At 65.9% G+C, this 26,633-nt stretch carries 26 protein-coding genes, 3 tRNA genes and 1 pseudogene; 18 read left to right on the forward strand and 12 right to left on the reverse strand.

From position 1 onward, the window contains the following. The 8 genes and pseudogenes from BQ7388_RS09205 to BQ7388_RS09240 all read left to right on the forward strand — a co-directional run. Nucleotides 1-330, forward strand: a pseudogene (locus BQ7388_RS09205) (argininosuccinate lyase); the annotation flags it as partial. A gap of 127 nt (nucleotides 331-457) precedes the next feature. Continuing rightward, nucleotides 458-1,804, forward strand: coding sequence for an adenylosuccinate lyase (gene purB / locus BQ7388_RS09210; protein WP_072500324.1), 1,347 nt, complete (start codon nucleotides 458-460; stop codon nucleotides 1,802-1,804). A 64-nt stretch (nucleotides 1,805-1,868) separates the two neighbouring features. Beyond that, nucleotides 1,869-3,074 carry a Tat pathway signal protein gene (locus BQ7388_RS09215; RefSeq protein ID WP_072500325.1) on the forward strand — a complete coding sequence of 402 codons (1,206 nt, stop codon included), beginning with the start codon at nucleotides 1,869-1,871 and terminating at the stop codon, nucleotides 3,072-3,074. Between the two features lie 111 nt (nucleotides 3,075-3,185). Then, entirely contained in the window at nucleotides 3,186-3,911 is a 726-nt protein-coding gene (locus BQ7388_RS09220; RefSeq protein WP_009278301.1) for a response regulator transcription factor, read from the forward strand. 12 nt (nucleotides 3,912-3,923) lie between these two features. Further along, nucleotides 3,924-5,462 (forward strand): HAMP domain-containing sensor histidine kinase, encoded by a 1,539-nt coding sequence (locus BQ7388_RS09225; protein WP_009278302.1) that lies wholly within the window; start codon nucleotides 3,924-3,926, stop codon nucleotides 5,460-5,462. A gap of 137 nt (nucleotides 5,463-5,599) precedes the next feature. Then, a complete protein-coding gene (locus BQ7388_RS09230) occupies nucleotides 5,600-6,496 on the forward strand; it encodes a phosphoribosylaminoimidazolesuccinocarboxamide synthase (protein ID WP_197414976.1) in 897 nt (298 codons plus the stop codon). Beyond that, a complete protein-coding gene (locus tag BQ7388_RS09235; RefSeq protein ID WP_072500326.1) occupies nucleotides 6,483-7,151 on the forward strand; it encodes a hypothetical protein in 669 nt (222 codons plus the stop codon). The genes BQ7388_RS09230 and BQ7388_RS09235 overlap by 14 nt, the downstream gene beginning before the upstream one ends. A 239-nt stretch (nucleotides 7,152-7,390) precedes the next feature. Then, a tRNA-Arg gene (locus BQ7388_RS09240) sits at nucleotides 7,391-7,466 on the forward strand. A gap of 147 nt (nucleotides 7,467-7,613) precedes the next feature. On the opposite strand, the gene pknB is transcribed toward BQ7388_RS09240, so the two are convergent. From pknB to BQ7388_RS09275, 7 genes are all read right to left on the reverse strand, one after another. Further along, complete coding sequence (gene pknB / locus BQ7388_RS09245) at nucleotides 7,614-9,593, reverse strand: Stk1 family PASTA domain-containing Ser/Thr kinase (RefSeq protein ID WP_062531551.1); 1,980 nt, start codon at nucleotides 9,591-9,593, stop codon at nucleotides 7,614-7,616. An 89-nt stretch (nucleotides 9,594-9,682) separates the two neighbouring features. After that, on the reverse strand, nucleotides 9,683-12,535 hold the full coding sequence (locus BQ7388_RS09250; protein WP_062531810.1) for an FtsW/RodA/SpoVE family cell cycle protein: 2,853 nt from the start codon (nucleotides 12,533-12,535) through the stop codon (nucleotides 9,683-9,685). Between the two features lies 1 nt (nucleotide 12,536). Then, a complete protein-coding gene (locus BQ7388_RS09255) occupies nucleotides 12,537-13,853 on the reverse strand; it encodes a Stp1/IreP family PP2C-type Ser/Thr phosphatase (protein ID WP_072500327.1) in 1,317 nt (438 codons plus the stop codon). After that, nucleotides 13,850-14,263, reverse strand: a complete 414-nt coding sequence (locus BQ7388_RS09260) for an FHA domain-containing protein (RefSeq protein ID WP_009278308.1) — start codon at nucleotides 14,261-14,263, stop codon at nucleotides 13,850-13,852. Before BQ7388_RS09260 ends, BQ7388_RS09255 begins: the two co-directional genes overlap by 4 nt. After that, on the reverse strand, nucleotides 14,260-14,541 hold the full coding sequence (locus BQ7388_RS13115; RefSeq protein WP_072500509.1) for an FHA domain-containing protein: 282 nt from the start codon (nucleotides 14,539-14,541) through the stop codon (nucleotides 14,260-14,262). The genes BQ7388_RS09260 and BQ7388_RS13115 overlap by 4 nt, the downstream gene beginning before the upstream one ends. After that, a complete protein-coding gene (locus BQ7388_RS09270; protein ID WP_327196104.1) occupies nucleotides 14,444-15,034 on the reverse strand; it encodes an FhaA domain-containing protein in 591 nt (196 codons plus the stop codon). The genes BQ7388_RS13115 and BQ7388_RS09270 overlap by 98 nt, the downstream gene beginning before the upstream one ends. Next, nucleotides 14,982-16,775 (reverse strand): serine/threonine-protein kinase, encoded by a 1,794-nt coding sequence (locus BQ7388_RS09275; RefSeq protein ID WP_072500329.1) that lies wholly within the window; start codon nucleotides 16,773-16,775, stop codon nucleotides 14,982-14,984. The genes BQ7388_RS09270 and BQ7388_RS09275 overlap by 53 nt, the downstream gene beginning before the upstream one ends. Nucleotides 16,776-16,928: 153 nt before the next feature. Here BQ7388_RS09275 and BQ7388_RS09280 point away from each other — a divergent pair. Further along, a tRNA-Leu gene (locus BQ7388_RS09280) sits at nucleotides 16,929-17,015 on the forward strand. A gap of 136 nt (nucleotides 17,016-17,151) precedes the next feature. On the opposite strand, the gene BQ7388_RS09285 is transcribed toward BQ7388_RS09280, so the two are convergent. Beyond that, the gene (locus BQ7388_RS09285) at nucleotides 17,152-17,370 is read right to left on the reverse strand and encodes a DUF6724 family protein (protein ID WP_009278311.1); all 219 of its coding nucleotides are present in this window, start codon (nucleotides 17,368-17,370) and stop codon (nucleotides 17,152-17,154) included. Nucleotides 17,371-17,523: 153 nt separating this feature from the next. On the opposite strand from BQ7388_RS09285, the gene serS reads away from it, so the two are divergent. Both serS and BQ7388_RS09295 read left to right on the forward strand, forming a co-directional pair. Beyond that, a complete protein-coding gene (gene serS / locus BQ7388_RS09290; protein WP_072500330.1) occupies nucleotides 17,524-18,810 on the forward strand; it encodes a serine--tRNA ligase in 1,287 nt (428 codons plus the stop codon). Between the two features lie 157 nt (nucleotides 18,811-18,967). Further along, on the forward strand, nucleotides 18,968-19,336 hold the full coding sequence (locus tag BQ7388_RS09295; protein WP_159430823.1) for a hypothetical protein: 369 nt from the start codon (nucleotides 18,968-18,970) through the stop codon (nucleotides 19,334-19,336). A gap of 93 nt (nucleotides 19,337-19,429) precedes the next feature. Here BQ7388_RS09295 and BQ7388_RS09300 read toward each other — a convergent pair. The 4 genes from BQ7388_RS09300 to BQ7388_RS09315 form a co-directional block, all read right to left on the reverse strand. Further along, a tRNA-Arg gene (locus BQ7388_RS09300) sits at nucleotides 19,430-19,506 on the reverse strand. A 229-nt stretch (nucleotides 19,507-19,735) separates the two neighbouring features. Further along, nucleotides 19,736-20,902 (reverse strand): tyrosine-type recombinase/integrase, encoded by a 1,167-nt coding sequence (locus BQ7388_RS09305; protein WP_072500332.1) that lies wholly within the window; start codon nucleotides 20,900-20,902, stop codon nucleotides 19,736-19,738. Nucleotides 20,903-20,950: 48 nt separating this feature from the next. Then, nucleotides 20,951-21,376: a hypothetical protein gene (locus BQ7388_RS09310; protein WP_072500333.1), complete on the reverse strand. Its 426-nt coding sequence runs from the start codon at nucleotides 21,374-21,376 to the stop codon at nucleotides 20,951-20,953. 10 nt (nucleotides 21,377-21,386) lie between these two features. Next, nucleotides 21,387-22,034 (reverse strand): LexA family protein, encoded by a 648-nt coding sequence (locus tag BQ7388_RS09315; RefSeq protein ID WP_072500334.1) that lies wholly within the window; start codon nucleotides 22,032-22,034, stop codon nucleotides 21,387-21,389. 167 nt (nucleotides 22,035-22,201) lie between these two features. Between BQ7388_RS09315 and BQ7388_RS09320 the strand changes: the two genes are divergently transcribed. The 7 genes from BQ7388_RS09320 (at nucleotide 22,202) to BQ7388_RS09350 (ending at nucleotide 26,626) form a co-directional block, all read left to right on the forward strand. Beyond that, nucleotides 22,202-22,408 (forward strand): helix-turn-helix domain-containing protein, encoded by a 207-nt coding sequence (locus BQ7388_RS09320; protein WP_072500335.1) that lies wholly within the window; start codon nucleotides 22,202-22,204, stop codon nucleotides 22,406-22,408. Nucleotides 22,409-22,593: 185 nt separating this feature from the next. Continuing rightward, on the forward strand, nucleotides 22,594-22,764 hold the full coding sequence (locus BQ7388_RS12410; RefSeq protein WP_159430824.1) for a hypothetical protein: 171 nt from the start codon (nucleotides 22,594-22,596) through the stop codon (nucleotides 22,762-22,764). Between the two features lie 45 nt (nucleotides 22,765-22,809). Then, entirely contained in the window at nucleotides 22,810-23,004 is a 195-nt protein-coding gene (locus tag BQ7388_RS09325) for a helix-turn-helix domain-containing protein (RefSeq protein WP_159430825.1), read from the forward strand. 60 nt (nucleotides 23,005-23,064) lie between these two features. Then, the gene (locus BQ7388_RS09330) at nucleotides 23,065-23,295 is read left to right on the forward strand and encodes a helix-turn-helix domain-containing protein (protein WP_072500337.1); all 231 of its coding nucleotides are present in this window, start codon (nucleotides 23,065-23,067) and stop codon (nucleotides 23,293-23,295) included. A gap of 361 nt (nucleotides 23,296-23,656) precedes the next feature. Continuing rightward, nucleotides 23,657-25,015 carry an ATP-binding protein gene (locus BQ7388_RS09340; protein WP_072500339.1) on the forward strand — a complete coding sequence of 453 codons (1,359 nt, stop codon included), beginning with the start codon at nucleotides 23,657-23,659 and terminating at the stop codon, nucleotides 25,013-25,015. Between the two features lie 2 nt (nucleotides 25,016-25,017). Next, nucleotides 25,018-25,575, forward strand: a complete 558-nt coding sequence (locus BQ7388_RS09345; RefSeq protein ID WP_072500340.1) for a hypothetical protein — start codon at nucleotides 25,018-25,020, stop codon at nucleotides 25,573-25,575. Beyond that, on the forward strand, nucleotides 25,556-26,626 hold the full coding sequence (locus BQ7388_RS09350) for an ATP-binding protein (RefSeq protein WP_072500341.1): 1,071 nt from the start codon (nucleotides 25,556-25,558) through the stop codon (nucleotides 26,624-26,626). The genes BQ7388_RS09345 and BQ7388_RS09350 overlap by 20 nt, the downstream gene beginning before the upstream one ends. Nucleotides 26,627-26,633 lie beyond the last annotated feature (7 nt).

A 26,633-nucleotide genomic window follows, 5' to 3' on the forward strand; every position in this document is an offset into this window, starting at 1 on the left:
GAGGAGTCGAGGAAGGGCTTCACCGCCGCGACCGACGTGGCAGACTACCTCGCCAAGCGAGGGGTGCCCTTCCGCAAGGCCCATGAGGTGGTGGGGGAGCTCGTCCTATATTGCGAGAGGCATCACAAGGGCCTGGAGGACCTGACGCCCGAGGAGTTCCGCCAGGCCTCCGGGCTCTTCGACTCCGACGTGACGGAGGACCTCGACCCAAGGGGGATAGCTTCGGCCCGTAACAGCTACGGCGGTACAGGTACCCAGGCGCTCGCTCGCCAGCTCGAAGAGGCGCGCGCCGCGCTCGAGGCCGACGAGGGTTCCCTGGCGGGGGAGTAGGTCGCAGGCGGCAGGGGACGCCGACGGCGGCCTTCCGGCCAGGGTCCCCACCTCTGCACGCTTAGTGGGCCCCGCCGCGGCGCGCTAGAATTGGGGGACGTCCGCAGCCCAGGAAAGGACACCCCGCATGATCGACCGCTACACCCGCCCCCAGATGGGTCACATCTTCTCGCTCCAGAACAAGTACGCCATCTGGCAGGAGATCGAGGTCCTGGCCTGTGAGGCCCATGCCGAGCTGGGACAGGGCGGCATCACCAAGGAGGAGGCGCGCTGGATTCGCGACCACGCCGCCTTCGACAAGGACGAGGTCGACCAGATCGAGGCCGTGACCAACCACGACGTCATCGCCTTCCTGACCAACATGGGCTCGTACATCGACGCGGAGGTCCCCGAGGGCCAGCCCAAGCCCAGCCGTCACGTGCACTACGGCATGACCAGCTCAGACCTGGGTGACACGGCCCTCTGCTACCAGCTCACCCAGGCTGTCGACATCCTCCTGGACGATTGCGCCAGGTTGGGGGAGATCTGCAAGAGGCGTGCCTTCGAGGAGCGGGACACCCTCTGCGTGGGCCGCACCCATGGCATCCATGCCGAGCCCATGACCTTCGGCATGAAGTTTGGCAGCTGGGCCTGGGAGCTCAAGCGCGACCACGACCGCCTGAAGGACGCCCGCAAGAACGTGGCCTTCGGGGCCATCAGCGGCGCGGTGGGCACCTACTCGTCCATCGACCCACGCGTCGAGGAGTACGTCTGCGAGCACCTGGGCCTCGCGCATGACCCGCTCTCGACCCAGGTCATCAGCAGAGACCACCACGCATACCTCGCCGGCGTCCTTGCCACCTGCGCCGCCACCTGCGAGCGCATAGCGACAGAGATCCGCAACCTCCAGAAGACCGACACCCTCGAGGCCGAGGAGCCCTTCCGCCGTGGCCAGAAGGGCTCGAGCGCCATGCCCCACAAGCGCAATCCCATCACGGTGGAGAAGGTCTGCGGCCTGTCTCGCGTGGTCAAGGCAAACGCGCAGGTGGCCTTTGACAACGTCGCGCTCTGGCACGAGCGCGACATCAGCCACAGCTCCGCGGAGCGCGTCGCCCAGGCGGACAGCTTCATCGCGCTCGACCACATGTTTGGCTGCCTCATCCGCATCGTGGACGGCCTGGTGCTGTACCCGGCGCAGATGATGGCGAACCTCAACCGCACCCGTGGGATGCTCTTCTCGTCCAAGGTCCTGCTCGCCCTGGTGGACACGGGCATGAGCCGCGAGGACGCCTACAAGGTGGTGCAGTCGAACGCCATGGCCACCTGGGGAGAGATCCAGCGCTGCGAGCAGGGCACGAGCTTCCGCGAGAAGCTCGAGGCAGACCCGGCCTGTACTCTCACGGACGAGCAGCTCGACGCCATCTTCGACCCACGTAGCTTCCTGACCAGGTCCGACGTGCTCTTTGACCGCTTGGAAGGACTGAGCTTCGAGTAGGCGGGATGGCATGGGATGCGCCCAGCCGACGGCCGACCGATTCCGGAAAGGGGTTCCTTCTCGCATGACGAAGCACAGCATCACCAGGAGGGGCCTCTTTCGCGCCACTGCCGCCGCGAGCGTCGCCGCGGCGGGCGTGAGTGTGCTCGCAGGCTGCAAGCACAAGTCCGAGGAGGGGTCGAGCCCGGTGGTGGTGGGCGAGGAGTCTGCCACCAACATCCTCGAGAGCTACCAGGAGGCAGAGCAGCTTCCCATCGCGCAGCAGGGTGGCTGGAGCATCTCCCTGGGCAACGTGCTCCATCCGGGCGAGGGGAGCTGGGTCCCCTGCACCACGGCCGGCTCGAGCTCGAACCCCATGGTCAAGGGTGGTGCCTTCTCCATCTCGACGGGACAGGTCAGCGAGGTGGTCCCGAAGCCCCTGGCCGGCGATGCTAGCAACGTGGCCATCTATGACGTGCGCTGCTCCGACTCCGCATACGCCTGGGTCGAGCTCAACCTGCTCACCCACGACTGGACCCTCTATGCTGCCGCCTTTGCGGACGGAGCCCTCTCCGGCACACCCTCGACGCTCTGGTCGGCAGGCTCGGACTACGACCCGCCGCGCTTCGCGGTCACGGACTCCAGGGTGCTCTGGCAGGTCATGCCCTCCGCGTCGGGCGACAAGAGGTCCGAGCACTCCTTCTGCTACCTCTGGCAGACCGGCGACACGAGCGCACAGGCCGTCGTGGAGTCGCCGGGTCGCTTCGCCACCGAGCCGGCCGTCTCGGACGGGACGGTCACGCTCGTGCCCCGGGTGAACGCTGACCAGGGAACCTTCTATGGCATCACGGCGTACTCGCTCTCCGACAAGCTCTCAACCAAGATTGACCAACTCGTGCTTCCCGCGTCGGTGAGGCCCCTCAATGCCGTCCGCATCGGCGACCGCTTCGCCTTCTCCATCGAGGCGAGCTACTCGTCCGGTGGCCTCCTGGGCAAGATGGGCACTTACATCGGCAGTGGCGAGGGGCCCTTCGTCATGCTCTCGCGCGAGCCGACTGCGGCCGTGACGGGCAAGGGTGACACGTTCGTCATCAAAAGCACCTCCTCCTACTTCGTCGTGGACACCAACGCAAAGACCTACTCGGTGCTTTCGGCATCCAACCGCTGCATCGACTACGGGGAGTATCCTGCCACCCTTGGCACGAGCGACCACTTCGTCACCTTCGCCACGGTCAAGGACGAGAAGACCGGATATCCGTCGGCCGTCGCCGTGAGGTCCTTCGCGCTCTAGTCTCTGGGGCACGGACGCCAGGTGCGCTAAAATGACTCTTGTATAGGCAAATTGTGCACCCATGCCTGACGTGGGGAGCTGGGACATCGGCGGGACGTGAGGGGGGCCGGAATGGCTTCGGAAGAGAAGAAGATTCTGCTCGTTGAGGACGAGAAGACCATTCGTGACGCCGTGGCGGCGTACCTCGAGCGCGAGGGCTACATCGTCCGCGGCGTGGGTGACGGGAAGAGCGCCCTCGAGGAGTTCGAGAAGCACAGCTTCGACCTCATCGTGCTCGACCTCATGCTTCCCCAGCTCTCGGGCGAGCGCGTCTGTCGCGCCGTTCGCGAGACGTCGAGCGTCCCCATCATCATGCTCACCGCGAAGGGCGAGGTGGAAGACCGCATCATCGGGCTGGAGCTCGGCGCCGACGACTACCTGATCAAGCCCTTCTCGCCCAGGGAGCTCGTCGCCCGTGTGCGCGCCCTCCTCAGGCGCGCCCACACCGAGGCTGAGCCCCCGCTGGAGGTGCTGGACTTCGGAGACCTGGTCATCGACATCTCGGGCCACAAGGTCATGGTCGAGGGCAACGAGGTCGACCTCACTGCCTCCGAGTTCAAGCTGCTCACCACCCTCGCCCGCTACCCAGGACGCGTCTACACCCGCATGGAGCTTGTCGAGAAGGTGTTGGGCTACGACTTCGAGGGCTACGAGCGCACCATCGACTCGCACGTGAAGAACCTCCGCGCCAAGCTGGGCGACGACCCGCGCAACCCGCGCTGGCTGTACACCGTCCACGGCGTGGGGTACCGTTTCGAGTCAGCCCAGAAGGCGGACGCCGGCGAGGCGAAGAGGTAGGGGACGCAGACCTTGCCTGACATACTCGACAACGAGGAGGCCCGCCGCGAGTACGGCGAGGCCTCCTCACTTGGGTCGGACTCACCCAAGTCCTCCTTCAACACCATGGCGCGGACGTCCGGCTCGCGACCGACCAAGACCTTCACCGCTCGCATGGCCTTCTACTTCGCCCTGACGGCGATCATGACGGCTGCGGTGCTCTCGGTGGTGCTTGCGGTGGTCTGGGAGGGGCAGTTTCGTCGCTACACCCAGCAGAACCTTCAGACCCTCGCCGACCAGCTCGCCGACGGCATAGCCGTACAGTACGACAGCGCGGGCTCATGGACCGACGAGGTGCTGGGCTACGCCCACTTCGCCTCCGTCTCGTCCGCCGGCGTGGCGGTACAGCTCGAGGACTCCGACGGCACCATGCTCTACGACGACTCCTGGACGGTCTCGCATCGCATGTCGGCGACGAGCGGACGGGCGCCCTCGAGCCGGCCCGAGTCCATAGTCTCGGCCGAGGTGCTCAGCTCGTCGGGCAACGTGGTGGGGACGGTCAGGCTCCTTGCCTATGGGTCCACCGCCCTCACGAGCAGCGCCGACTCGACCTTCCGCACCAACTCCTACGGTGCCGTCGCGGCGGCAGCGGCGGTCGCGGTCATCCTTGCCTGCGTCATCGGGTACCTGGCCTCGCGTGCCCTCACCAAGCCCATCAAGGCCATCACCTCGACGGCGGCGCAGATAAGGAGCGGCGACCTCACGGCCCGCACCAACCTGCGCGGTGACGACGAGATAGGGCGCCTGGGAGAGACCTTCGACTCCATGGCAACGGAGCTCGAGCACGACATCAAGTTCGAGCACCGCCTGACGAGCGACGTCGCCCACGAGCTCAGGACGCCGCTCATGGCCATGCTCGCCACGGTCGAGGCCATGCAGGACGGCGTCCTGCCCTCAGACGACGAGCACTTCGAGACGGTGGCCGAGGAGGTGCGCCGCCTCTCCCGGCTCGTGGACGCCATGCTCCACCTCTCGCGCATCGAGAACGGCACGCGCGCGCTCAAGCTCGAGCGGACCGACATGGTCTACCTGGTCAAGAGCATGGTCTCGATGCAGCATCAGCTCTTCCATGAGAAGGGCCTCCACCTGCGCTTCGACGACAAGACGGACGCGCACGAGTGCTACGCCCAGGTGGATGCGGACCTCATCCGCGAGGCCGTGACCAACCTCATGTCCAATGCCATGCGCTACACGGGCGAGGGCGGATGGGTCGTCGTGGGCGTCAGGCGCGACCGCGTCAAGGGAGAGGTGCAGGTCTCGGTCCAGGACACGGGAATCGGAATCTCGAAGGAGGACATCCCCAGGGTCTTCTCGCGCTTCTGGCGCTCCGATGCAAGCCGCGAGCGCGTCTCGGGCGGCCTGGGGGTGGGCCTCGCCCTCACCAAGGAGATAGTCGAGAAGCACAACGGCGTCATTGGCGTGGAGTCCGAGCTGGGCAAGGGCACCACCTTCACCCTCCGCCTCCCCCTCGAGCAACGCAAGACACCCGCTCGCCCGCAACAGGAGAGGTAGGGGAGGGCGCTTCCCCGCCAGTCCGGTTGTCATCGGGTGACTTGTTCCGTTGTTTGCCGAGCTTGGTCAGGCTTCATCTAGAATGGGGAACGTCGTGCCCGGCACGACCACGGTCGTCAACATCGATGGGAGAGACAATGGAAGCCATGGAGCTTCGCCCCGATTCGCACGGCAAGGTCCGCGACATCTACGATTGCGGCGACAGCCTGCTCATGGTCGCCAGCGACCGTGTGAGCGCGTTCGACTACGTCCTTCCGGACGAGATTCCCTTCAAGGGGGAGGTTCTCACCCGCATCTCCGCATTCTGGTTCGAGAGGTTCCAGGACCTCATGCCCAACCACATGCTGAGCATGGACGTCTCGGACTATCCAGAGGAGTTTGCCCCCTATGCAGACTACCTGAGCGGCCGCTCAATGCTGGTGATGAAGGCCCAGACCATTCCCATCGAGTGCATCGTCCGCGGCTACCTCACGGGTTCCGGCAAGAAGACCTACGACCAGGACGGCACCGTCTGCGGAATCAAGCTTCCCGGCGGCCTGGAGGAGGCATCAAAGCTGCCTGAGCCCATCTTCACCCCCTCGACCAAGGCCGAGCTCGGCGACCACGACGAGAACATCTCGTTCGAGCGCTGCGCCCAGATCGTGGGGGAAGAGGTGGCCGCGCAGCTGCGCGACGCCTCGCTTGGGATATATGAGGCCGCCGCGGACTATGCGGCCACCAGGGGCATCGTCATTGCCGACACCAAGTTCGAGTTTGGCATGGTCGATGGCAGGCTCACCCTGATCGACGAGTGCCTGACCCCCGACTCGAGCCGGTTCTGGCCTGCCGACGGCTACGAACCCGGCCATGTCCAGCCCAGCTATGACAAGCAGTTCGTGCGTGACTGGCTCAAGGCGAACTGGGACATGACCGGGGAACCGCCCCACATCCCCTCCGACGTCATCGAGGGCAGCTCGAGGCGCTATGCCGAGGCATTCAAGATAATCACCGCAAGCGAGTTCAAGCCCATGAAGGAGTCCCATGTCTCTGCGTGACACCATCGAAGCGGCCCGCAAGGAGGCCGAGGAGGCGGGAAGCGTTCCCGCGGCAAGCCCCAAGGCATCCAAGGCCGGTGAGGCAGCCGACGGGGGAGACAAGCCCCACGCCGGATTTACCAGGCGCTCGGTCACGCGCGCTCGTCCCGCCCGCGAGGCGGCGTCGGGCGTGAGGGTCGTCTCGAGCGAGAAGGTGCGCCGCGGCAGCCAATCTGCCTCGGGCAAGGCCGAGAGCGAGATGACGAAGGAGGAGCGCAAGGCGGCACGCAACGCGCGGCGCGACGAGGAGGACCGCAGGGCCACGTTGTCCCGCGTTCTTCTCAACCAGCGTTCGGAGTTCAGGAAGAGCCAACGCGTCTGGTGGGCGCTCATCGGCTCCGGTCTTGTCATCACCCTGGTCACCTGGGCCATCACCTACTTCTACCCCGAGGCGGCGACCAACCCGTCATCGCCTGCCGGCATAGTCATGCTGGTCGCCATCGTGTTCGCGTACGTGGCGATCATCGCGGCCTTCGTGTACGACTGGCGCAAGGTGAGGCCCCTGCGTCGCGCTGCTGACGCGGAGGTGGCATCCATGAGCAGCAAGAAGGTCATGGCCCTTCTTGAGGCGGACGCCAAGCAGCTCGAGCAGGAGGGGAAGGCCAAGAAGAAGTAGGCCTTTCCGACCGTCGGGACATCCCGCGCTTGTCGGCACCGCATGCTCTGCAAAGTGCCGACAAGCGGGATATTCTTGTCTCGTATTCCCTCTCGCCCTACGTCTGTCGGCATTCAACTACCGGCAATGCAGGATGATCGGAGTTCGCGGCTCACGAGACTCCGACACGCCGCAATTACTGCGAGACGTGAAGCTTTGTGCTGCGCCCGCGGCCAGGTGATGGTAGAATGCCTTTGCATGGCCCCGTAGCTCAGGGGATAGAGCACAGGTTTCCTAAACCTGGTGTCGTTGGTTCGAATCCAATCGGGGTCACCAGAGAACAAGGCCTCGTATCGCACGCGCTGCGGTACGAGGCCTCTTCTTGTCTTGCCCGCCTCGTGCTCTTGGTGGTCGGACGGACAAGGGAACCCCCGCACCCAGATGGATGGATGCGGGGGTATTCGCACCGTCCGTCGGCGACGCCTACTTCGTCTCGGTCGAGCTGGAGGTGCCGCTGCTCTTGCCAGAGCTACCACCATCCGCCTCGCCCGCTCCATTCGTGCCAGAGCCGGACCCGGTGGAGACCACGATGGTCACGGTGCTTCCCGCCTTCGCGCTGCCGGTGGGGGACTGGCTGATCACGTTGCCCCGAGGGACGCTCGGGCTCGTGGCGTAGGTCGTGTTGACGAGGAAGCCCGCGTTGTCCAGGGCGCTCTGTGCCCCGTCCTCGCTGTAGCCCACCACGTTGGGGATGTTCTTGTCGGCGGGTCCCGTTGAGACCGTTATGGTGATGGTGCCGCCCTTCTCTGCGGTGCCGGTGGGAGACTGGCTGATGACCTCGCCCTCTTCGACGCTGTTGCTCGAGCTGCGCTGGACGCTCACGCCGAAGCCGCTGTTCTGGAGCGTGTTCCTCGCACTCTCTTCGCCGTAGCCCGTGACGTCGGGCACCTCGGCGGTCTCGACGCCCTTCGAGAGCTGGTAGGTTACGGTGTCACCTGCCTTGGCCGTGCTGTTGGCCGCGATGCTCTGCTGCGCGACTTTGCCCACCTCCACCTCGCTGCTATAGACGGAGTCGCCGGCCTGGCCCACGAGGTTCGCCTTGGCAAGGGCCTGCTCCGCCTCCGAGGGCGAGAGGTTCTTGAGATCGGGGACCACGACGTCCGCCGCGGGCTCGGGGCCCTTCGAGATGACGATGCTGATTTGGGTGCCACGCGCCTTCTCGAGACCTGCGTCGGGGCTCTGGTCCATCACCAGTCCAGATGCGACGGTGGAGCTGTAGGACTCCTTGACCGTGCCCCGTTCGAAAACCGAGGCGTCGATGGTTGCAAGAGCCTGCTCCTCGGTCAGGTTGGACAGGTTGGGAACGCTTGCGGTGGCGTTGCGGTTGGTGAGGAGGCTGGCTATCGCGACGATGGCGGCGATGAGCGCCAGGGTGACGAAGACGGTTCCCAAGACGAGCTTGCGCCTGCGGCCGTGTGCCTCGCGTTGTGCCTTCTCTCGCGCCTGCTCTGTCGCGCTTCGGGGCCGGCCGTGCCCGTTGGCCTGGATGCGGGGGATGGACTGGGTGCTGTTGACGGGTTGGAGGGGTGCCATGACTGGTGTGGTCGGAATCGCCGTCGTGGCCGTGGCGCTGCTCACCGCCTGCATCCTGCCAGCGAGGTAGTCGCGCAGGACGTGGTAGAGCTCGTCCGCCGTCTGGAAGCGTGCCTCGGGGTCCTTCTGCATGCACTTGAGGATGATTCCCTCGAGCGCGCTGTCCACGCTGGGGTTGAGCTGGCTGGGCGGCTTGGGCTGCTCGTTGACCTGCTTGAGGGCGACCGATATGGCATCGTCCCCGTCGAAGGGCACCTTGCCCGTGGCCGCCTCGTACATGACGATGCCCAGCGAGTAGATGTCCGTCGTGGGGCCGAGCTCCTTGCCCTGGGTCTGCTCGGGAGAGACGTAGTGGGCTGTGCCCAGCACTGAGTTGTCGGTGGTCAGATGGCTGTTCTTGGCACGCGCGATGCCAAAGTCCATCACCTTGATGTTGCCGTCAGGCTGCACCATGATGTTCTGCGGCTTGATGTCGCGGTGGATGATGTCGTGGCGGTGCGCGACGGAGAGCGCCTGCGCAATCTGCGAGCCCACCTGGGCGACCTTCTTGCCGTCCAGGGCGCCATGCCTGCGGATGCCGCTCTTGAGGTCGGTCCCGCGGAGGTACTCCATGACGATGTAGTAGGTGTCGCCGTCGCGCCCCCAGTCATAGACGGAGACGATGTAGGGGCTCTGCAGCGCCGCGGCCGCCTGGGCCTCCTGCTTGAAGCGCGCGGCGAACGACGCGTCACCCGCGTACTGAGGCAGCATGGTCTTGATGGCGACGGTCCTGCCCAGCACCTCGTCCAACCCGCGGTAGACCACGGCCATGCCGCCGGCACCAATCTTGTCCTGGACCGTGTAGCGTCCGCCTAGCACCCTGTCTGACATCATCTCTCCCATCGCATGCGCGGCAGCACCCGCGCCGTCTTACCACGTTCGAGGCAGGCAGCGCCCTCGCCTGCCGTACCCCCAGGCCCCTAGAGGTTCGCCCCTGCCGCCTGGACGCTCAGGCAGGAGGCGAGGACCTTGCCCGCCACCCTCGCAGCCCTGCCCTGCACGTCGTTGTCCTCGGACCCCTCGATGCAGACCGATATGGCCAGGGTTGGCTGGTCATAGGGGGCAAACCCGACGAAGAGCGAGTTGGCCACCGAGGAGCTGACCTCCGCGGTGCCCGTCTTGCCCGCCACCTTGACGCCGCTCACGCGCGCCGCGGTGCCGGTTCCGCCCTCGACCACCTGGAGCATCGCCTCCTTGACCGAGGCCGCCGTCTGGGCGGACACCGCCTGGCCCAGGGCCTTGGGCAGCGTCGTCGAGGAGGTGGTTCCCTCGGGGCTCAGGATGTGGTCCACGAGGTAGGGGTTCATGGCTATGCCGCCGTTGGCGATGGCCGCGGCCATCACGGCGTTCTGCATGACGGTGGTTTGGGGGCCAGCCGGGCTGTCGTGCATGCCCACGGGCTGTCCCACGGCGGCCCAGGCAGTCTCCCACTCGCTCATCTCGGCGGGGTCGGGCATGAGCGAGGCAATGGTTGAGAAGTCCTGGCCGATCTTGCTGCCGTAGCCGAAGGCCTTGGCATAGCTCACGAGGAGCTTCCCGCCGAGCTCCTGGCCTAGCTGGCCGAAGACCGTGTTGGCGGAGAAGGCCAGGGCCTCCTTGAGCGTGAGGGAGTCCCACTCCTCCTGGTCGACGTTGGTGATGTCAGCCCCGCCGATCGAGATGCTCGCGGGAGCCGGGAAGCTCGTGTCGAGCGTCGCCTTCTGGGAGTCAAGCGCGGCGGCGAGCGAGAGCACCTTGAAGGTGGACCCGGGGGTGTAGAGGGTCTGCGTCGAGCGGTCCATGAGGGAGCCCCCGCTGCCGTCCGACGTCATGACCTCCTCGATGCTGTCGTAGTCGTAGGAGGGCGCGGAGGCCTTCGCCAGCACGGCCCCCGTCGAGGGGTCGAGGACGACGATGGCGCCCCTCTCGCCCTCGAGCGCCGACTCGGCGGCGCGCTGCATCTGCGAGTTGATGGTGAGGACCACCGACGACCCGGGGTTGGCGATTCCGGCCATGGAGAAGAGCGCGGACTTCCAGCTCGAGTAGTCGGCCCTTCCGGTGAGTGCCTCGTTCATCGACGCCTCGACGCCCGTCGCGCCATAGCGGGTGGAGAGGTAGCCCACGGTGTGCGCGGCGAGCGCGCCAAGGGGATGGCGGCGCACGTAGCTGCCGTCCTCCTGGGGGGTAGACTCGGCGAGGGTCTGTCCGTCGGAGGTGATGATGGCCCCGCGCTGCACCTTGGCGCTCTTGGCGATGGTGTGATTGTTGTTGGGCAGCGACTGGTAGTAGTCGGCCTTCGCGACCTGCACATAGCTCAGGTTCGCCACCAGGGCGACGAACATGAGCGAGAAGACGGCGAGGAGCCTGACGAGGCGGTTGCCCAGGGCGACGCGGCCCAGTACGCCCGACTCGGGGGTGAGGATGCCGAAGCGTCCGCGCGCATGGGAGCCGTGCACGACCTCAGACGGGGCTTCGACGGACGCGACCTTGCCGGTTCCCGAGGCCTGGACCATGGCCTCGCGACCCGTGCCCTCGTCCCCGGTCTTGAGGAGCAGCGCGACGATCACGAAGCTTGCGAGGAGAGAGCTGCCCCCCTGGCTCATGAAGGGCAGGGTCACGCCCGTGAGGGGGAGCAGCCTGGTCACGCCTCCCACGATGAGGAAGGCCTGGAACACCAGGGCGGCCGTGAGACCCACGGCCGTGAAGGCGGCGACGTCCGACTTGGCGCGGGCCGCGGTGGCGAATCCCCGCACGGCGAGGAGCAGGTAGCAGATGAGGACGGCCGAACCGCCTAGGAGACCCATCTCCTCTCCGATGGCGGAGAAGATGAAGTCGGACTCGACCACCGGGATCAGCTTGGGCAGACCCTTGCCTATGCCGGCGCCGGTGAGCCCTCCGTCGGCGAGGGAGTACAGGGACTGGACGATCTGCAGGCCCGCGTTGCTGGGGTCCTTGAATGGGTCGAGCCAGATCTGCACGCGCGTCTGGACGTGGCTGAAGAGCACGTAGCAGAGCGCCCCGCCCACGGCCAGGAGGATGAGGAAGGCAAGCACGTAGCTCACGCGTCCCGTGCATACGTAGAGCATGATCACGAAGAAGGTGAAGAAGAGCAATGCGCTTCCCAGGTCGCGCTCGAAGATGACGATGAGCAGGGAGACGCCCCACATGACGAACATGGGTGCGAGCATACGGGGGTGGGGAAGCGAGAGCGGTCCCACCTTGCGGGTCGACGCGGAGAGGAGCTCGCGGTTCTCGGCCAGGTAGGCGGCCAGGAAGAGGACGACAAGCACCTTGGCGATCTCTCCGGGCTGGAAGGAGAGGCCGCCCAGCTGGAGCCAGAGCTTGGAGCCGCCCTTCTCGGTGCCCACGAGCATGGGCAGCAGGAGGAGGGCCACGCCCGCGACCCCCATCGTGTACTTGTACTCCGCGAGCGTGTCCACGCTGGGCACGGCGACGAGGACCGCCACCATGACGGCGACGGAGACGAAGAGCCACATGACCTGTCCGCCCGCGAGGTCGGGGGCGAGCCTTGACACGAAGGTGATGCCCACGCCCGAGAGCAGGAACACTATGGGAAGGATCGCTGGGTCGGCGCCGGGGGCGTAGATCCTGATGGCGACATGCGCCACCGCGAAGGCGGCGAAGAGCCCGATGGGCAGCGCGAGGGAGCCCAGGGTTACGGCGGCCTGTGCGTTTGCTATGTACATGGCATAGAGGAGCACGACGGGGACGGCCCCGAGGACGAGGAGCAGGAGCTCCGTGTTGCGCCTTGTGTTCGCATGGCGTTCTGCCACGTCACTCACCACCCTTGCCCGACGACCCCGAGCCGCCGCCCTCTTCTGGTGCGGCCTGTATCTCCTGCGGGCTCGAGACCTCGGTGCCGGCCGTGCTGCGGTCGGCGGTGACGGCGGCGGAGCTCTTGTCAGAGTCGATCTGGTCGCGGTAGCCCTCTATGGCCTCGCGGGCCTCCTCCTCGCTGTTGACCAGGATGCCGCTCCTGAGGCGGTCCTGGATCGCGAGGGGGAGGTCGCTGGTCTTGACCGAGGAGGTCTCGGCCAGGCTCGAGAGCGGGATTCCCAGGAAGCTGCCCTCCATGCCGTGGTAGATGCCCACGGTCCCATCGTTGTCGCCCAGGTACCAGGAGCTGCCCACGAGCTCCGCCCCCAGCGCGGCAAGGACCACGACGAGAGCGAGAAGCGCGCCGACGATCCCCATGGCGACCCTCCGGCGGCGGTGGAAGTGCGCCTCGACCATGCCGTCGTCCGTCACGTCCACGACCACGATGGTCACGTTGTCGTGCCCGCCCGCGGCGAGCGCGGCAGACATCAGGTTGTCGGCCGCCATCTGTGGCAGGGGGGACGAGACCGCGATTGCCTCGATCTCCGAGTCCTCGACCATGGACGAGAGGCCGTCGGAGCAGAGGATGACGCGGTCTCCGGCAGTGACGTCCAGGGTGAAGTGGTCTGCGTACATGTCTGGGTCGGAGCCCAGGGCGCGCGTGATCACGGACCTGGAGGGATGCACCCGCGCCTCGTCGGCGGTTATCTCGCCCGCATCGACAAGCTCCTCGACGTAGGAATGGTCGTGCGTGAGCCTGACGAGGGTCCCGTGGTGCAGGAGGTAGATGCGCGAGTCGCCCACGTGGGCTATGGCCATCTTGCCGTTCTCCACGAGGACGCAGGATGCCGTGCAGCCCATGCCGGGCTTGCCCAGCCCCTCGGCCGCCCCCTGGATGACGGCGAGGTTGGCCGCCTCCACGGCCGCGCCCAGGAGCACGTCGTCCGCATGGAGGGGCAGCCGGGAACCGATGGTCTCCACGGCTATGGAGCTTGCCACCTCGCCGGCGGCGTGCCCGCCCATGCCGTCGCACACAGCGAAGGCGGGGGGTTGCACCAGGAAGGAGTCCTCGTTGTGGGCGCGCACCAGGCCGATGTCCGTGCGCGAGCCCCACGAGAGCTTGGTCGTGGAACCGCTCTTGGACTCGCTTCCCTCGCGCGACCCTACCGCGACGGTGTCGTGGCCGGGGCTGTTGACGGGCTGGGCCGCCTCGCCCTCGCCCCCGCCGCGCAGGATTCGCTCGAGCTCGTCCCTATGTAGGGGAAACGGGCTCATCGGCGGCTCACGCGCATGACGGCGTTGCCAACCTGGATCTCGTCGCCGTCGCGCAGGGTCACGGGCTGGGCTATGGGGTGGCCGTTCACCAGGGTCCCGTTGGTCGAGTTGAGGTCCTCGAGCACGAGGGCCGGTCCCTGTAGGGTGAAGCGGGCGTGGGAGGATGAGACGAAGGGCTCGTCAATCACGATGTCGGACGAGGGGGAGCGTCCCACGATGACGGGTCCGAGCATGTCCACGTGCAGGCCGCGCAGGGACCTCTCGCCCTTCTCGACGTCGACCGACCAGATGGCCGAGTCGCGCCTCTGGCCGCGGACGAGGCCTATGCCCGTCTTCATCACGGCAAAGAGGAAGAGGTAGAGGAGGATGACGAGCGCGATGCGCCCGCCAAAGAGGACGAGGTCTATCATGCGCGGCTCTCTCTGAACTCAAGGTTCATGAGCCCCAGGGTGATGAGGTCGCCGTCCCTCAGGATGCAGCTGTCGACGTCGATGTCGTTGACCCTGGTCCCGTTGGTGGACCCAAGGTCGGCGATGCGCCAGTCGCGGCCGTCGTAGCTTAGCTCGGCGTGCCTGCGCGAGACGTTGGGGTCACGCAGCACGATGCCGCCCTGGGTGCGCTCCCTGCCGATGATGGTGACCGGTGCGCCGCCGGTGTAAGTGCGCCCGCTCTGGTGGTCGATGAGCAGGCAGCTGGGAACCTCCTTCGGAAGCTCGCGGGACGTCTGGGCGCGCTGGGGGTTGACGAGGGGGACGCTGCGGCGGACGGTCGGGGGGATGTCCATGGCGGGCGATGCGGGCGCCACGTCCTCGGCCGCGACTCCCGCCTCCTGNCATGAAGCGCGCGAGGGGCCTGCCCACGAAGGCGTAGCCCTTGGCGTCTGCCTGGGCCTCGACGAAGCCGCAGACCTCGTCGGTGAGCTCGCGGTACAGCGGCCGCATGGCCGCGTCGTCCGCGGGGGCGACGAGAATGGTGTACAGGGCGGGCGCGGTGTCCACGCCGTCGATCTGGAAGGTCTCCGCCTCCATGGCCCGCGCGGCGCGCTTCGCGAGCTTCTTGAACGAGAACGGGGCGGGCTTTCCCGACGCGCCGGCGCCGAAGGCGTCGCTCACGCGGCTCTCGAAGGTCCTAAGCAGATTCATGGAACTCACCAGCCCCCTCGGGTGCGGGAATAGGGCCATTCAGCCTGACGGCAAGACACAAAATCACACAACAGACTACCGCAACGACGGTGGCCGGCCAGCTCGGGGCCACCCAGGTGCCCCCATTTTCCATCCGCGCGGCGACTGCCCTGACGCCGACAGAGCCTCCAAGGGCAAGCAGTTGTGCCAGGTACTGGGCGGCGGGAGTCTCCCTCCAATGGGCGAGCAGCGAGGCCAGCCCGGCAACCGCGGCGCCACCGGCCAGGACCAGCCAGGAGCTGGGTCGGAGGGCCAGGTCGAAGAGGGCGCGCGTCACCGCGGGCGCGTCGAAGCCGAGCCGCCACGAGCTCATGAGGCAGTGGGCGAAGGCCCAGCCCGCCGCCGTGGCGAGGGCGGCACGCGGCGGTCCGAGGACCGACGTCGCAAGGGGGAGCCCCGCCAGCGGGCTCTGGGCGAGGGAGGGGAGGAGGAGGGTCAGGCTGCCGAGCGGGTCCCTTCTCCCCTCGCGGGCCCACCAGACGAGGAAGGCCAGCGCCAGCGCCATGGGGAGGGCAAGGCCCGTGACCGTGGACTGGTCGAAGAGGCTGGCGCAGAGGCAGAGCGTCGCGAGGAGCCCTCCCAGCGGGGTCCAGGCCGCCGTCAGGCCGGCGCAGGCAAGCGCCAGCCACGGCCTCCACGATGCCTGTGCGAGCTCGACCCCGCCCAGGGCCACCCAGGTCGCGGCGAGGGCTGCTAGGGAGCAGCCAGCGCGTGTGACGAGTTGCGGGAGCCAGGGGTAGCGGTACGAGAGGGACAGCTCCTCGTAGGGCCGTTCCAGGGAGCCCGCCCCGTCCTCGTCCGCGTCTTGCTCCATGAGTGCGCTCAGCGACTCGGCGCCCGCCTCGGCGTCTCCCAGCGCGAAGGAGAGCTCGTCCCTGAAGGCCTCGACGGTAGGGACCCTCCCCGCGGGACTGGGGCTCAGCGCCTGGCACATCACCTCGTCGGCCATGCCGGCGAGGCTGGGGTCGAGCTTGGCGAGGGTGGACTTGGGGCCCTTCTCGATCTTCTTGAGCGAGAGCTCCGCGCTTGGCGCCGCGAAGGGGTTCTCGCCCGTGAGGGCCTGCCAGACCACCACCGCGAGTGAGAAGATGTCGCTGCGCTCGTCGACGAGCCCCCCCTCGATCTGCTCGGGGGGCATGTAGCCCACGGTGCCGCCGCGCGCGTCGCCGAAGCCGGTTGCCGAGGCAAGCGTTGCCATGCCAAAGTCACAGAGCTTTATGGTTCCCGAGCGCTCAATCATTATGTTGGTGGGCTTGATGTCCAGGTGGAGAACGCCGTTCTCGTGCGCGAAGGCCAAGGCGTCCCCGACGGACCTCACCAGGTGGGCACACTCGTCGTTGGTGAGGGTCCCTCCCTCCACCCGCGCGAGGAGCTCGGACAGGGTGAGGCCGTCCACGTACTCCATGACCAGGTAGGCCCAGTGGCGGTCGGCCTCGAAGTCGAACATCGTGACGATGTTGGGGTGGGCCAGCATGCTGGAGGTGCGTGCCTCCGCAAGGGCCTCCATCACCGTGGACGTGCCCGCGGCGCCCGTCCCCTGGGCCACGAGCGGCATGCGTTTGATGGCGACGCGGCGCTGGAGGCGGGTGTCCCAGCAGGTGAGGACCGTGCCAAAGCCACCGACGGTGCCCGGGTGCATGACGCGGTAACGCCCCAGCAGGAGCTGGTCGCGCGTCTGTTGCTCGTATGTCTGGCCGTATGGTGCCGAAGAGGCACCCCTGGCTCCCAGCGTGTCTGCCATGGCTCGGGTCTCGTTTCGATTTAGCTGCTTTGCTCAAGAGCCATCCGTGTCTACCCATTCTAGCGCCCAACGCGCCGCGGCGGCGGTTTTTGCGAAACGAGGGCAGATTTCTGTTGCACGCCATCGGAAGGTGGTAGTAGAATCCATGCCTACGCGGGCGTGGCGGAATTGGCAGACGCGTACGGTTCAGGTCCGTATGAGAGCAATCTCATGAAGGTTCAAGTCCTTTCGCCCGCACCATGATTGCTTGGCCCCGGTTTCGTCCGGGGCTTTTTTTGTGCCCGGAGTCGCCGCTCGAATCTCCACCAAAGGACAAGAAGTCGGGGGAGAGGGGCATGCCCCTCTCCCCCGTGGGTCTGCGTCAGGTCGGGCGTGCCTACTTGTTGTCGTCCTCGAAGTCGCTCCAGCCGCTCTCCGAGTCATCCTCGTCGAAGTCGAAGAGGTCCCAGTCGCCCTCGGACTTCTTGTGGTTCTTGTACAGGGCACGAGTGCGTCGCTCGAGCACGAGGGAGATGATCAGGAAGAGGACGATTCCGCCCAGGATGAGGGCCAACACGCCTGGGCGCGTCCCGAAGAGCCAGCTGAAGAAGTCCATGACGTGCCCTTTCCATAGCATGCGCGGCCCTGCGTGCCGCGCGCTCGTCCAAAAGCAGCACAAGTATATACTTGCGATACGTGCGCGACCTTGCGCCAGGGGTTGGGGCGCCGCACCCGAACCCAAAAGAATCCAGACCATGAGGGGAACGACATGCTCGACATCAAGTTCGTCAGGGAGAATCCCGACGCCATCGATAGGTCCTGCGAGTCCAGGCAGAACGCCCACTGGGACCGCAGGCGCTTCTTCGAGCTGGACGACGAGCGCCGCCAGACTATCGTGGAGGTGGAGGCGCTCCAGGCGGAGCGCAACGCCGCCTCCAAGCAGATTGGCCAGCTCATGCGTGAGGGCCGGAACGAGGAGGCCGAGGCGGCCAAGGCCAAGGTCGCCGCGGGCAAGAGCCGCATCGCCGAGCTTGACGAGCGCAGGGGGGCGCTGGACAAGGAGCTCTTCGACCTCGTGGCCGCCATACCCAACATCCCTGACCCCAGCGTCCCCTATGGCAAGGACGACTCCGACAACCCGGAGGTCCGTCGCTGGGGCACCCCGCGCGAGTTCGACTTCGAGCCCAAGGCCCACTGGGACCTCGGCCCGTCGACGGGCATGATCGACTTCGATCGCGGCGTGAAGCTCGCCGGCGCCCGCTTCTACCTCCTGGGCGGCATGGGGGCCCGCATGGAGAGGGCCCTGATCAACTTCTTCATCGACATGCACGACAGGGCGGGGTTCAAGGAGTGGTGGCCCCCCGTCATCACCAACCATGACTCCCTCTTTGGCACGGGCCAGCTGCCCAAGTTCGACGAGGACCTCTATCACGTGCGCCCCGACCTCTACCTCATCCCCACGGCCGAGGTGCAGCTCACCAACATCCACCGCGACGAGGTGCTCGACGCGAGCCAGCTCCCCCTGCTCTACACGGCCTTCACCCCCTGCTTCCGCGAGGAGGCGGGCTCCGCAGGCCGCGACACCCGCGGAATCATCCGCGTGCACGAGTTCGACAAGGTGGAGATGGTCAAGTTCGCCAAGCCCGAGGACTCCATGAACCAGCTCGAGAGCATGGTCGCCGAGGCGGAGCTCTGCCTCCAGACCCTGGGCCTTCCCTACCATGTGGTCACCCTCTGCACCGGCGACATAGGCTTCAGCGCCCGCAAGTGCTACGACATCGAAGTCTGGCTCCCCAGCTACGACAACTACAAGGAGATCTCCTCCTGCTCCAACTGCTGGGACTTCCAGGCTCGTCGCGCCAACATCCGCTACCGCGACCCCTCCGAGTTCAAGGGCACCCGCTACGTGCACACGCTCAACGGCTCGGGGCTTGCCGTCGGACGCACCATGGCAGCCATCATGGAGAACTACCAGAACGCCGACGGTAGCATCACCATCCCCGAGGCGCTCGTGCCCTATATGGGCGGCGTGGAGGTCATCAAGCCCGATGCGTAGCATCGGAAGGACATGCATGAGGTCGAGAGGCGTCCTTCGGGGCGCCTCTTCCTCCCCCGCCCGACCCGCTCGATAAAACAGAACATATGTTCTGTTTTTCTGATACAATGGGGGCAGGGCGAGAGAAGGGGAGAGAATGCGCAGGCCGAGAAGAGAATTGCTTCACAGCCGTCAGGAGGGCCAGGAGGAGCGCCATCACCTGTACGAGGAGTCCGCAGGGCAGATTTCCATAGTGGAACGCAGCATGGGGCCCGTGACGAGTGCGGTCTTCGGCATGCCCCTCCACAGGCACAGGATTCTGGTGGAGAAGGGGCTCGTCGGGCGGCTCGTGGAGCTGCTGGGCGGAACGGAGGGCGAAGGCACCACGGTCTCTCTGGCCCGCTACTTCGAGGAGGGCCACTGCCTTCTCGACCTGGAGGACGCGATGGATAGGGCGGGCCTTCCCTATGCCTACGAGGCTCAACGTTCGGGCTACGTGATCTTCAGGCCCAGTGGGGAGGAGCTCCGCCTCGCCCTCGATGCATAGGCAAGCGGGCAACTTGTCATGGGGTAGCTTGCGGGTGGCATGTGGAAGGGCATGAAAAAAGCCACCTGCCCGAGCAGGTGGCTTTGCATTCGCTGGTGCGGCGTACAGGATTCGAACCTGTGACGTTCTGATTCGTAGTCAGACCCTCTATCCAGCTGAGGTAACGCCGCGTTGCAGGAATTAGAATGCCATCCCCACCACCATGAGTCAAGCGAGAATCTTGAAAAATTTAGGAGAACACAAGAAATGCCTGGTAGAAGCTAGAAAACTTTTTGTGTAGATGCACCTCTAAGTCTATGCCCGGAAATAAAGAAAAAGCCTGGGACGCGTCGCGTCCCAGGCAGCAGAATCTGGCGGAGAGCTGGGGATTCGAAGCCCGAAATCACACTACTTTACCTGTTAAAACGCCGTGCCATGGGCTAATGGTGGGTCAATGGATGAAAGAATGGGCGGTATTACATCCTCCACTCCGCGTGCCAAATCGTCCGTGCTGGGCCTCACGTAGCGCCTCAGCGTGGTCACGATGTTCGAGTGGCCCAGGATGCGCGAGAGGTCCTCAACGCGCCCCCCGGCATGGAGGTAGCTCGTGGCGTAGGAGTGGCGGCAGTTCTCGATCGTGACGTGCGGCACGTCCATCCCGCGCTCGTCGCACCAGCGCAGGAACGCCGCCCACCGCCGTTTGGCAGTGGCGGGCGAGACGCGACCTCCCGACTTGCCCAGCAGCACGGGGCCCACGCGCACCACGCCGCCCTGTGTGCGGGCCCGCGCGAGGATGCCCGCCATGTCGGCGGGGATGGGCACGACGCGCTCGGAGTTCGCCGTCTTAGGCTCCTTGAGGTCGTGGCCGCCCTCCCGCCTCGAGACGGCGAGGTAGGCCCTGCGCACGTGGCAGGAGCGCACGGCGAGGTCAACGTCCGCCCAGTCGAGGCCATAGCGCTCCTCCGGCCTCAGGCCCATCAGGAGGCCCAGGGAGCCGAGCAGCAGGCAGAACCCGCCATCAACCGCCACGTACGATTCGAGGGCCGAGAGCAGGGGTCCCATCGCCTCGTAGGTGGTGATGACGAGCCCGTTGTCGCGCCGCCTGCCAGCTGGCGGCAGGACGTAGGCGGCGCGGGCCACGTTGCCCGTCAGGATGCCGTCGCCCATCGCCTGGGAGAGGATGGTCCCGAGCGTTCCCAGCGCCTTCTCGGCCACGCGACGGGTCCCGCAGCCGTCCACCATGCGCTGGACCATGGGGCGCGTGATGTCGCGCAGGTCCATCCCGCCGAAAGCCGGACGCAGGCGCAGCCGCAGCTCCTTCTCGTAGGTGTCGCGCGTGGACGCGGCGAGGCGAGCCGTGGAGGGCCACCACCATCGGTCCACGTAGTCGGAGAAGGTGCAGCGCCCCGAGCGGCCGCGGCGGGCGTCGCGCAGGGCCACGAGCTTCGCCTGCTCGACCTTCGCCTCGCGCATCGTGCGGCAGGTGACCTTCTTGCGGTCTCGCCTGCCGTCCAGGGTGAATCCCACGTACTCCTGGACGTCGTAGACCACCTTGCCGCTCTTGAGGGTGCGCTTGGAGATGGACATGGGTTGACTCCTTCCGAGGGAAGGGATGGAACTCTGGGGGCGAGCGGGCTAGTTTGTGAAATTCCCTGGATTGTGCTCGAGCGAGAACTTGTAGTATTTCGCGGCAAAGTCGGCGAGTCCGATGACGTCCGTCGGCTCAGAGATCGCGGCCTTCCAAAATCCCTGCCGCTTGTTCTTTTGCGCCGCGAAGAGCGGGGAGTCCGCCAGGGCGTCGCGGTCATCGCCAATGACGCTCACCGACGCCCACCTCGCCCTCGGGGAGAACTTGAACCTGATCAGGTCGAGGTCGAACTCGCCGCCATGGGCGACCACCGTGGCGTAGCTGTCGCTCTTCCGCACGACGCGCAGAAGCTCCCTGGGGACCCCGCGCTCGGCGAGGGCGATGACGGCGACGTCCGCCAGCCACTTCTCCTCCGCCGTGAGGTCGAGGTCGCGCTCCTCGCCGTAGTGGGCAATCTCGAACGTGTATGACATGCCAACCCCCTCAGAACTCCCACTCGAACGGGATGGTGTACCAGATCACGCGTCCGATGATGGTTATGGTCTCCGTCCCCTCCACAGTGGCGTCGTACACCATCGGATGGAAGGTCGGGTCGGTCGAGTCCGGGTCAAGCTCAAGCCCGTTCTCGAGCCTCCTGACGCGCTTCACGGTGGCGTCGTAGCCGTTGACGCAGACAGCGTAGACCGAGCCATCGAGGATCGGCTCCCTTAGCGTCGGGTCGACCAGGGCGAGACTCCCGTTCGGAAGGACCCTGTTCATCGACTCGCCGTAAACCTCCAGGAAGAATGCCTTGGGATGGCGTTTTGTCAGGAACGTCGGGCAGGGGAAGCCGTAGTCGCCCTCCTCCATCTCGAGCGGCATCCCAGCCGCGATCTTACCGTACACCCTGAGCTCCTCGCTCGAGAATTCCTCCTCGTCGCGGGTGGGTATGTACCTGGCGAAGAGGGTCGGCATTGAAATGTTAAACAGCTTTGATATTTCTTCCATACGCTCGAAGTCGGGAAGCGTTCCCGATGTTTCCCAGGCACCGACTGTGCTTTTTGCAATGTCGAGTCTGGCGGCCAAATCTCGCTGTGTCATTCCATGCTCAGCGCGCAATCTGGCGATGTTGTCTCCGAAAACACTACTCATGCTGCCCCTTCTTCTGCGAGAACTCTGTTTGGCCATCATCGTTGGTCATCTTTGCTTGCATCATACAAAACGGGACGAAAATATTAGCCAGATATATTGACTAGCCATTTATATTGGCCTAATATCCTTGTTGCCCGATAATTTCGGCCAACAAGGAGGTGAGAGACATGGATGGCAGCATGGTGCGAGAGATGCGTAAAAGGAGCCACAAGACGCTCCGGCAAATCTCGATCGAGAGCAACGTGACCGAGAACCAGATCCTGAACATCGAGACTGGCAAGACAGCAAACCCTGGGATAGTCACGCTCGCCGCGCTTGCGGCGGCAATGGACTGTTCTGTCAGCGACTTCATGGGCCGCGCGGCGACCCGCTAATCAACCATCCACAATCCACCGCACCACCGATCCCCACGGGGGCTGGGCGGAGCCTTGCACCTTGACAACGGAAGACCGGATTTGGCCCGAACCAGGGGAGCTGGCGGGGCCTGCAATCCGCACGTTGGCGGCCCTCACGGAAGAACCGCCATTGCACTGCAAGCGAAGAGAAATCGGAGCAACAAATGGACGAGAAGAACGACAGGATAACCAAGAAGCTGCGCGTCGAGGTCAAGACCGACGGCATCGACGAGCTCAACGCGAAGCTGGAGCGCGCGACCGTCCTGGCCCGCGCGCTCAACGACGAGCTTGGCGCCCTCACCGCCCGTGCCCGCAACGAGGGCGACGGGGCCTAGCCGACCGTGACGACCAATAACTCAATGGAACGGGAGGTGAGAGGCATGTCGAAAAGTCGGATGCGCGAGATGCGCGACCGCTGCGGGAAGTCGCTGATGCGGGTCCACCGCGAGACTGGCATCCCCTACGTGACGCTCCAGCGTTGGGAGTCGGGGGGAATCGCCAAGGCCCCGCTGGGCAGGGCGCTGGCCGTGGCCAAGGCCATCGGCTGCGACGTGGCCGACCTGATTTCCGAGTAAAGAGAGCGCCCACCAACTGCTGGAACAGCTGGCGGGCATGTCCATCACATGGAGGTGAAAGTGGACACGGAGATTGTACCGCAGGGGGCCTGCCCCCTCTACCTCACCGTCGAGGAGGCGGCGCGCTACGCGGGCATAGGCGTCAACGCCATGCGCGCGTTCGTTGACTCCCACGACCCGCCGCCCATCCTCGAGATAGGCAGCAGCAGGAACAAGCGCAAGTACGTGGAGCGAGACGGCCTGGCCCGCTACCTGAGGGCCAAGCAGACGTGGAGCTACCAACAAAAGTAACCAAACAACGGCAAACGAACACCGTGCCCCTCCCGCGAGGCCCGCCCGCTCCTCCCGAGCGGCGTGCACAGGGCCGCAGGGGGCCGCAACGGCGCCGCCGCCGTGCTGGGCGGCGTGGCGTCACTCCTTTCCGCGCACGTGGCGCCCTGACCAGGCGGGCCGCGCGGGGGAGGGCACGGGGGATGGGAGGACGGATGGCAAGACGGACGTCGCGGGGAGAGGACGCCCACCCGGCGGCAAGACTCGCTCTCGCGCTTCTGGCCCTGGCCGCGTTCCTCGCGGCCTTCGCCCTGGCGGGGACGTCGGACTACGAGAGCATGCGTGCCTGCGAGGGCGCGCGAGAGACGATGGAGGCGATGACATGGCGGAGCCGGTGAGGATTGACGCGCTCGAGCTCGAGAACGTCAAGAGGGTGCGCGTGGTCGAGATGGAGCCGAGCCCCGAGGGGCTGACGGTCATCGGCGGGCGCAACGGCCAGGGGAAGACCAGCGTCCTGGACGCCATCGCGTGGGCGCTGGGCGGCAACAAGAGGCGCCCGGACGAGCCGAACCGTCGCGGGGCGGCCACCCCCGCGAGGCTGCGCGTCGAGCTGTCAAACGGCCTGGTGGTCGAGCGCAAGGGGAAGAACGGCGCCCTCCACGTGACGGACGAGAGTGGCAGGAAGGCGGGGCAGGCGCTCCTCGACGAGTTCGTGGGGCAGCTCGCCATCGACCTGCCGCGCTTCATGGCGGGCTCCGACGCCGACAAGGCCACTGCGCTGCTCCAGACGCTGGGAATCGACGAGGAGCTGGCCCGCGTCGACGGCCAGATTCGCGGGGCCTACCAGGACAGGCAGCTGGTCGGGCGAGACGCCAAGGCAAAGCGCGCCCACGCCGACAGGCTGCCCCACCACGACGACGCCCCCGAGGAGCCGGTGAGCGTGGCCGAGCTCGTGGCCGAGCAGCAGGAGATCCTGGCGCGCAACGGCGAGAGGCAGGCCAAGAGGGCCCGCGCGTCCGAGCTGGCGCGCGCCGTCGAGGCGGACCGCGCCACCGTGGACGCCCTCAGGACGGCCGTCGAGGAGGCCGAGACCGCGCTCAGGGCGGCGCACGCGAGGCTCGAGGAGGCCAACGACCGCCTGACCAAGGACGCCGCCGACGCCCGCGACGCCGCGAAGACCGCCGAGGAGCTCGAGGACGAGTCGACCGCCGAGGTCGAAGCGGCCATCGCCCGCGTCGAGGAGACCAACGCCCGCGTCCGCGAGAACCAGGCCAAGGCCCAGGCCGCAGCGGCCGCCGCCGTGGCCGAGGCGGAGTACGAGCGCCTGGACGGCGAGGTCGAGCGCCTGAGGGACGAGAGGCGCGCGCTCCTGGACGGGGCGCCGCTGCCCCTGCCCGGCCTCTCGATAGACGAGGACGGGCGGCTCACCTACCTGGGGGCCACCTGGGGCGACATGAGCGGCTCCGAGCAGATGCGCGTGGCAGCGGCCGTGGCGCGGGCCGCCAAGCCGGAGTGCGGCTTCGTGCTCGTCGACAAGCTCGAGCAGATGGACCCCCAGACGCTCGCTGAGTTCGGAGCGTGGGCGCAGGCGGAGGGCCTCCAGGTCATCGGGACCCGCGTGGCCACGGACGGCACCTGCGACCTCGTCATCGAGGACGGGCGCGTGGTGGGGGCCGACGTCTCGGACCCGGAGCCAGAGAAGAAGAAGGAAGAGAAGCCGGAGAAGAAGTGGAGGATCTAAACATGCCGGCACTCATAGATCTTGCTGGCAAGAGGTTTGGAAGGTTGACAGTCATAAAGCGCACCGGAACGCGCAGCCATCACCCGCTATGGCTTTGTCGATGCGATTGCGGAAACGAGATTGAGGTAACCACAGCAAGCCTGCAAAGTGGCGCAACAAGAAGCTGCGGCTGTCTGAGAAAAGAACTCGCCGCAGGAAAAGCGAAAAAGGCGGGAAATGTGAGAGGCGTCCAGCTTGTGAAGCATGGTCATGCTGGAGAACGCCTATATGGCGTCTGGAAGTCAATGAGACAACGCTGCAATAACCCACACAACAAGTTTTATGCCGACTACGGAGGGCGCGGAATCAACGTCTGTCCCGAATGGGACGACTACGCGAAGTTTCGTTCATGGGCAATGTCACATGGATATAGGCCAGATGCCGCATTCGGAGAAACGACGCTCGACCGCGCAGACAACATGCGTGGCTACTCGCCAGACAACTGTAGGTTCGTTGACCTCAAAAAGCAGGCAAACAACAGGAGGAAGAGAGGTACGGGCAATGCCAAGGTACGAGCTTAGTTGTGGAGTCAAGCAGACGGCGCTGAAGATTCTCGTGTACGGCCCCGAGGGACTGGGCAAGTCAACGCTCGCTGCTGAGTTCCCGTCGCCGGTGTTCATCGACGTGGAGGGAGGGACGAACCAACTTCCTGTGGCTCGACTTCCAAGGCCGACGAGCTGGGAAATGCTGCTTGACGAAGTAAGGGCGACCCGCGACGGTGACGTACCATCATGCTCAACGCTTGTGGTAGACACCGCCGACGCCGCCGAGAAGCTATGCGTATCGCACCTGTGTGCGAAGCACGGATGGGACGGAATCGAGGGCATATCCTACGGCAAGGGATACACCTACCTAATGGAGGAATTCGGAAAGCTGCTGGATCTGCTTTCCGAGGTGTCGGAGCGCGGACGCAACGTAACCCTTGTAAGCCACGCCGCGATGCGTAAGTTCGAGCGCCCGGACGAGTCTGGCGCTTACGACCGCTTCGAACTGAAATTGACCAAGAAGGTCGCGCCCATGGCTAAGGAATGGGCAGACATGGTGCTCTTTTGCGACTACAAGACCAGGATCATAAAGGACAAAAGCGGAAAAGCAAAAGCCACCGGTGGATCGCGCGTAATACGCACCTCACACAATCCATGCTGGGACGCCAAGAATCGCTTCGGTTTCCCGGAGGAACTCCCGCTCGAACTCGGAAAGCTACCGACTGAGCTGGCCGAAGTAATCCCCGACCTCATGGCCGAGACGGCCACGGAGAAAAAGCCTGCGCCAAAACAAAGCAAGTCCGCAAAGAAGGCCGCGAAGCCAAAGGGACAGGCGGCCGGCACCCCGGCGGGAGACGCCTACGAGCGCCCGGGATACCCGGCGCGCATGAGCGCCCTCGCGGACCTCATGGAGCGCGACCAGGTGACCGACGCCGAGCTGAGGCAGGCCGTGGGCCAGACCGGCAACTTCCCCGAGGAGTGCGACCCCGTCGACTACGAGCAGGGGTATGTGGACTTCCTCGTGTCCAACTGGGCGCCGATGCTGGCGCGTGTCAAGGACAACCGCGTCGACGTCCCCTTCGACTAGCGAGACA

The sequence above is a fragment of the Olsenella phocaeensis genome (genome assembly GCF_900120385.1).
Taxonomy (GTDB): Bacteria; Actinomycetota; Coriobacteriia; order Coriobacteriales; family Atopobiaceae; genus Olsenella_I; species Olsenella_I phocaeensis.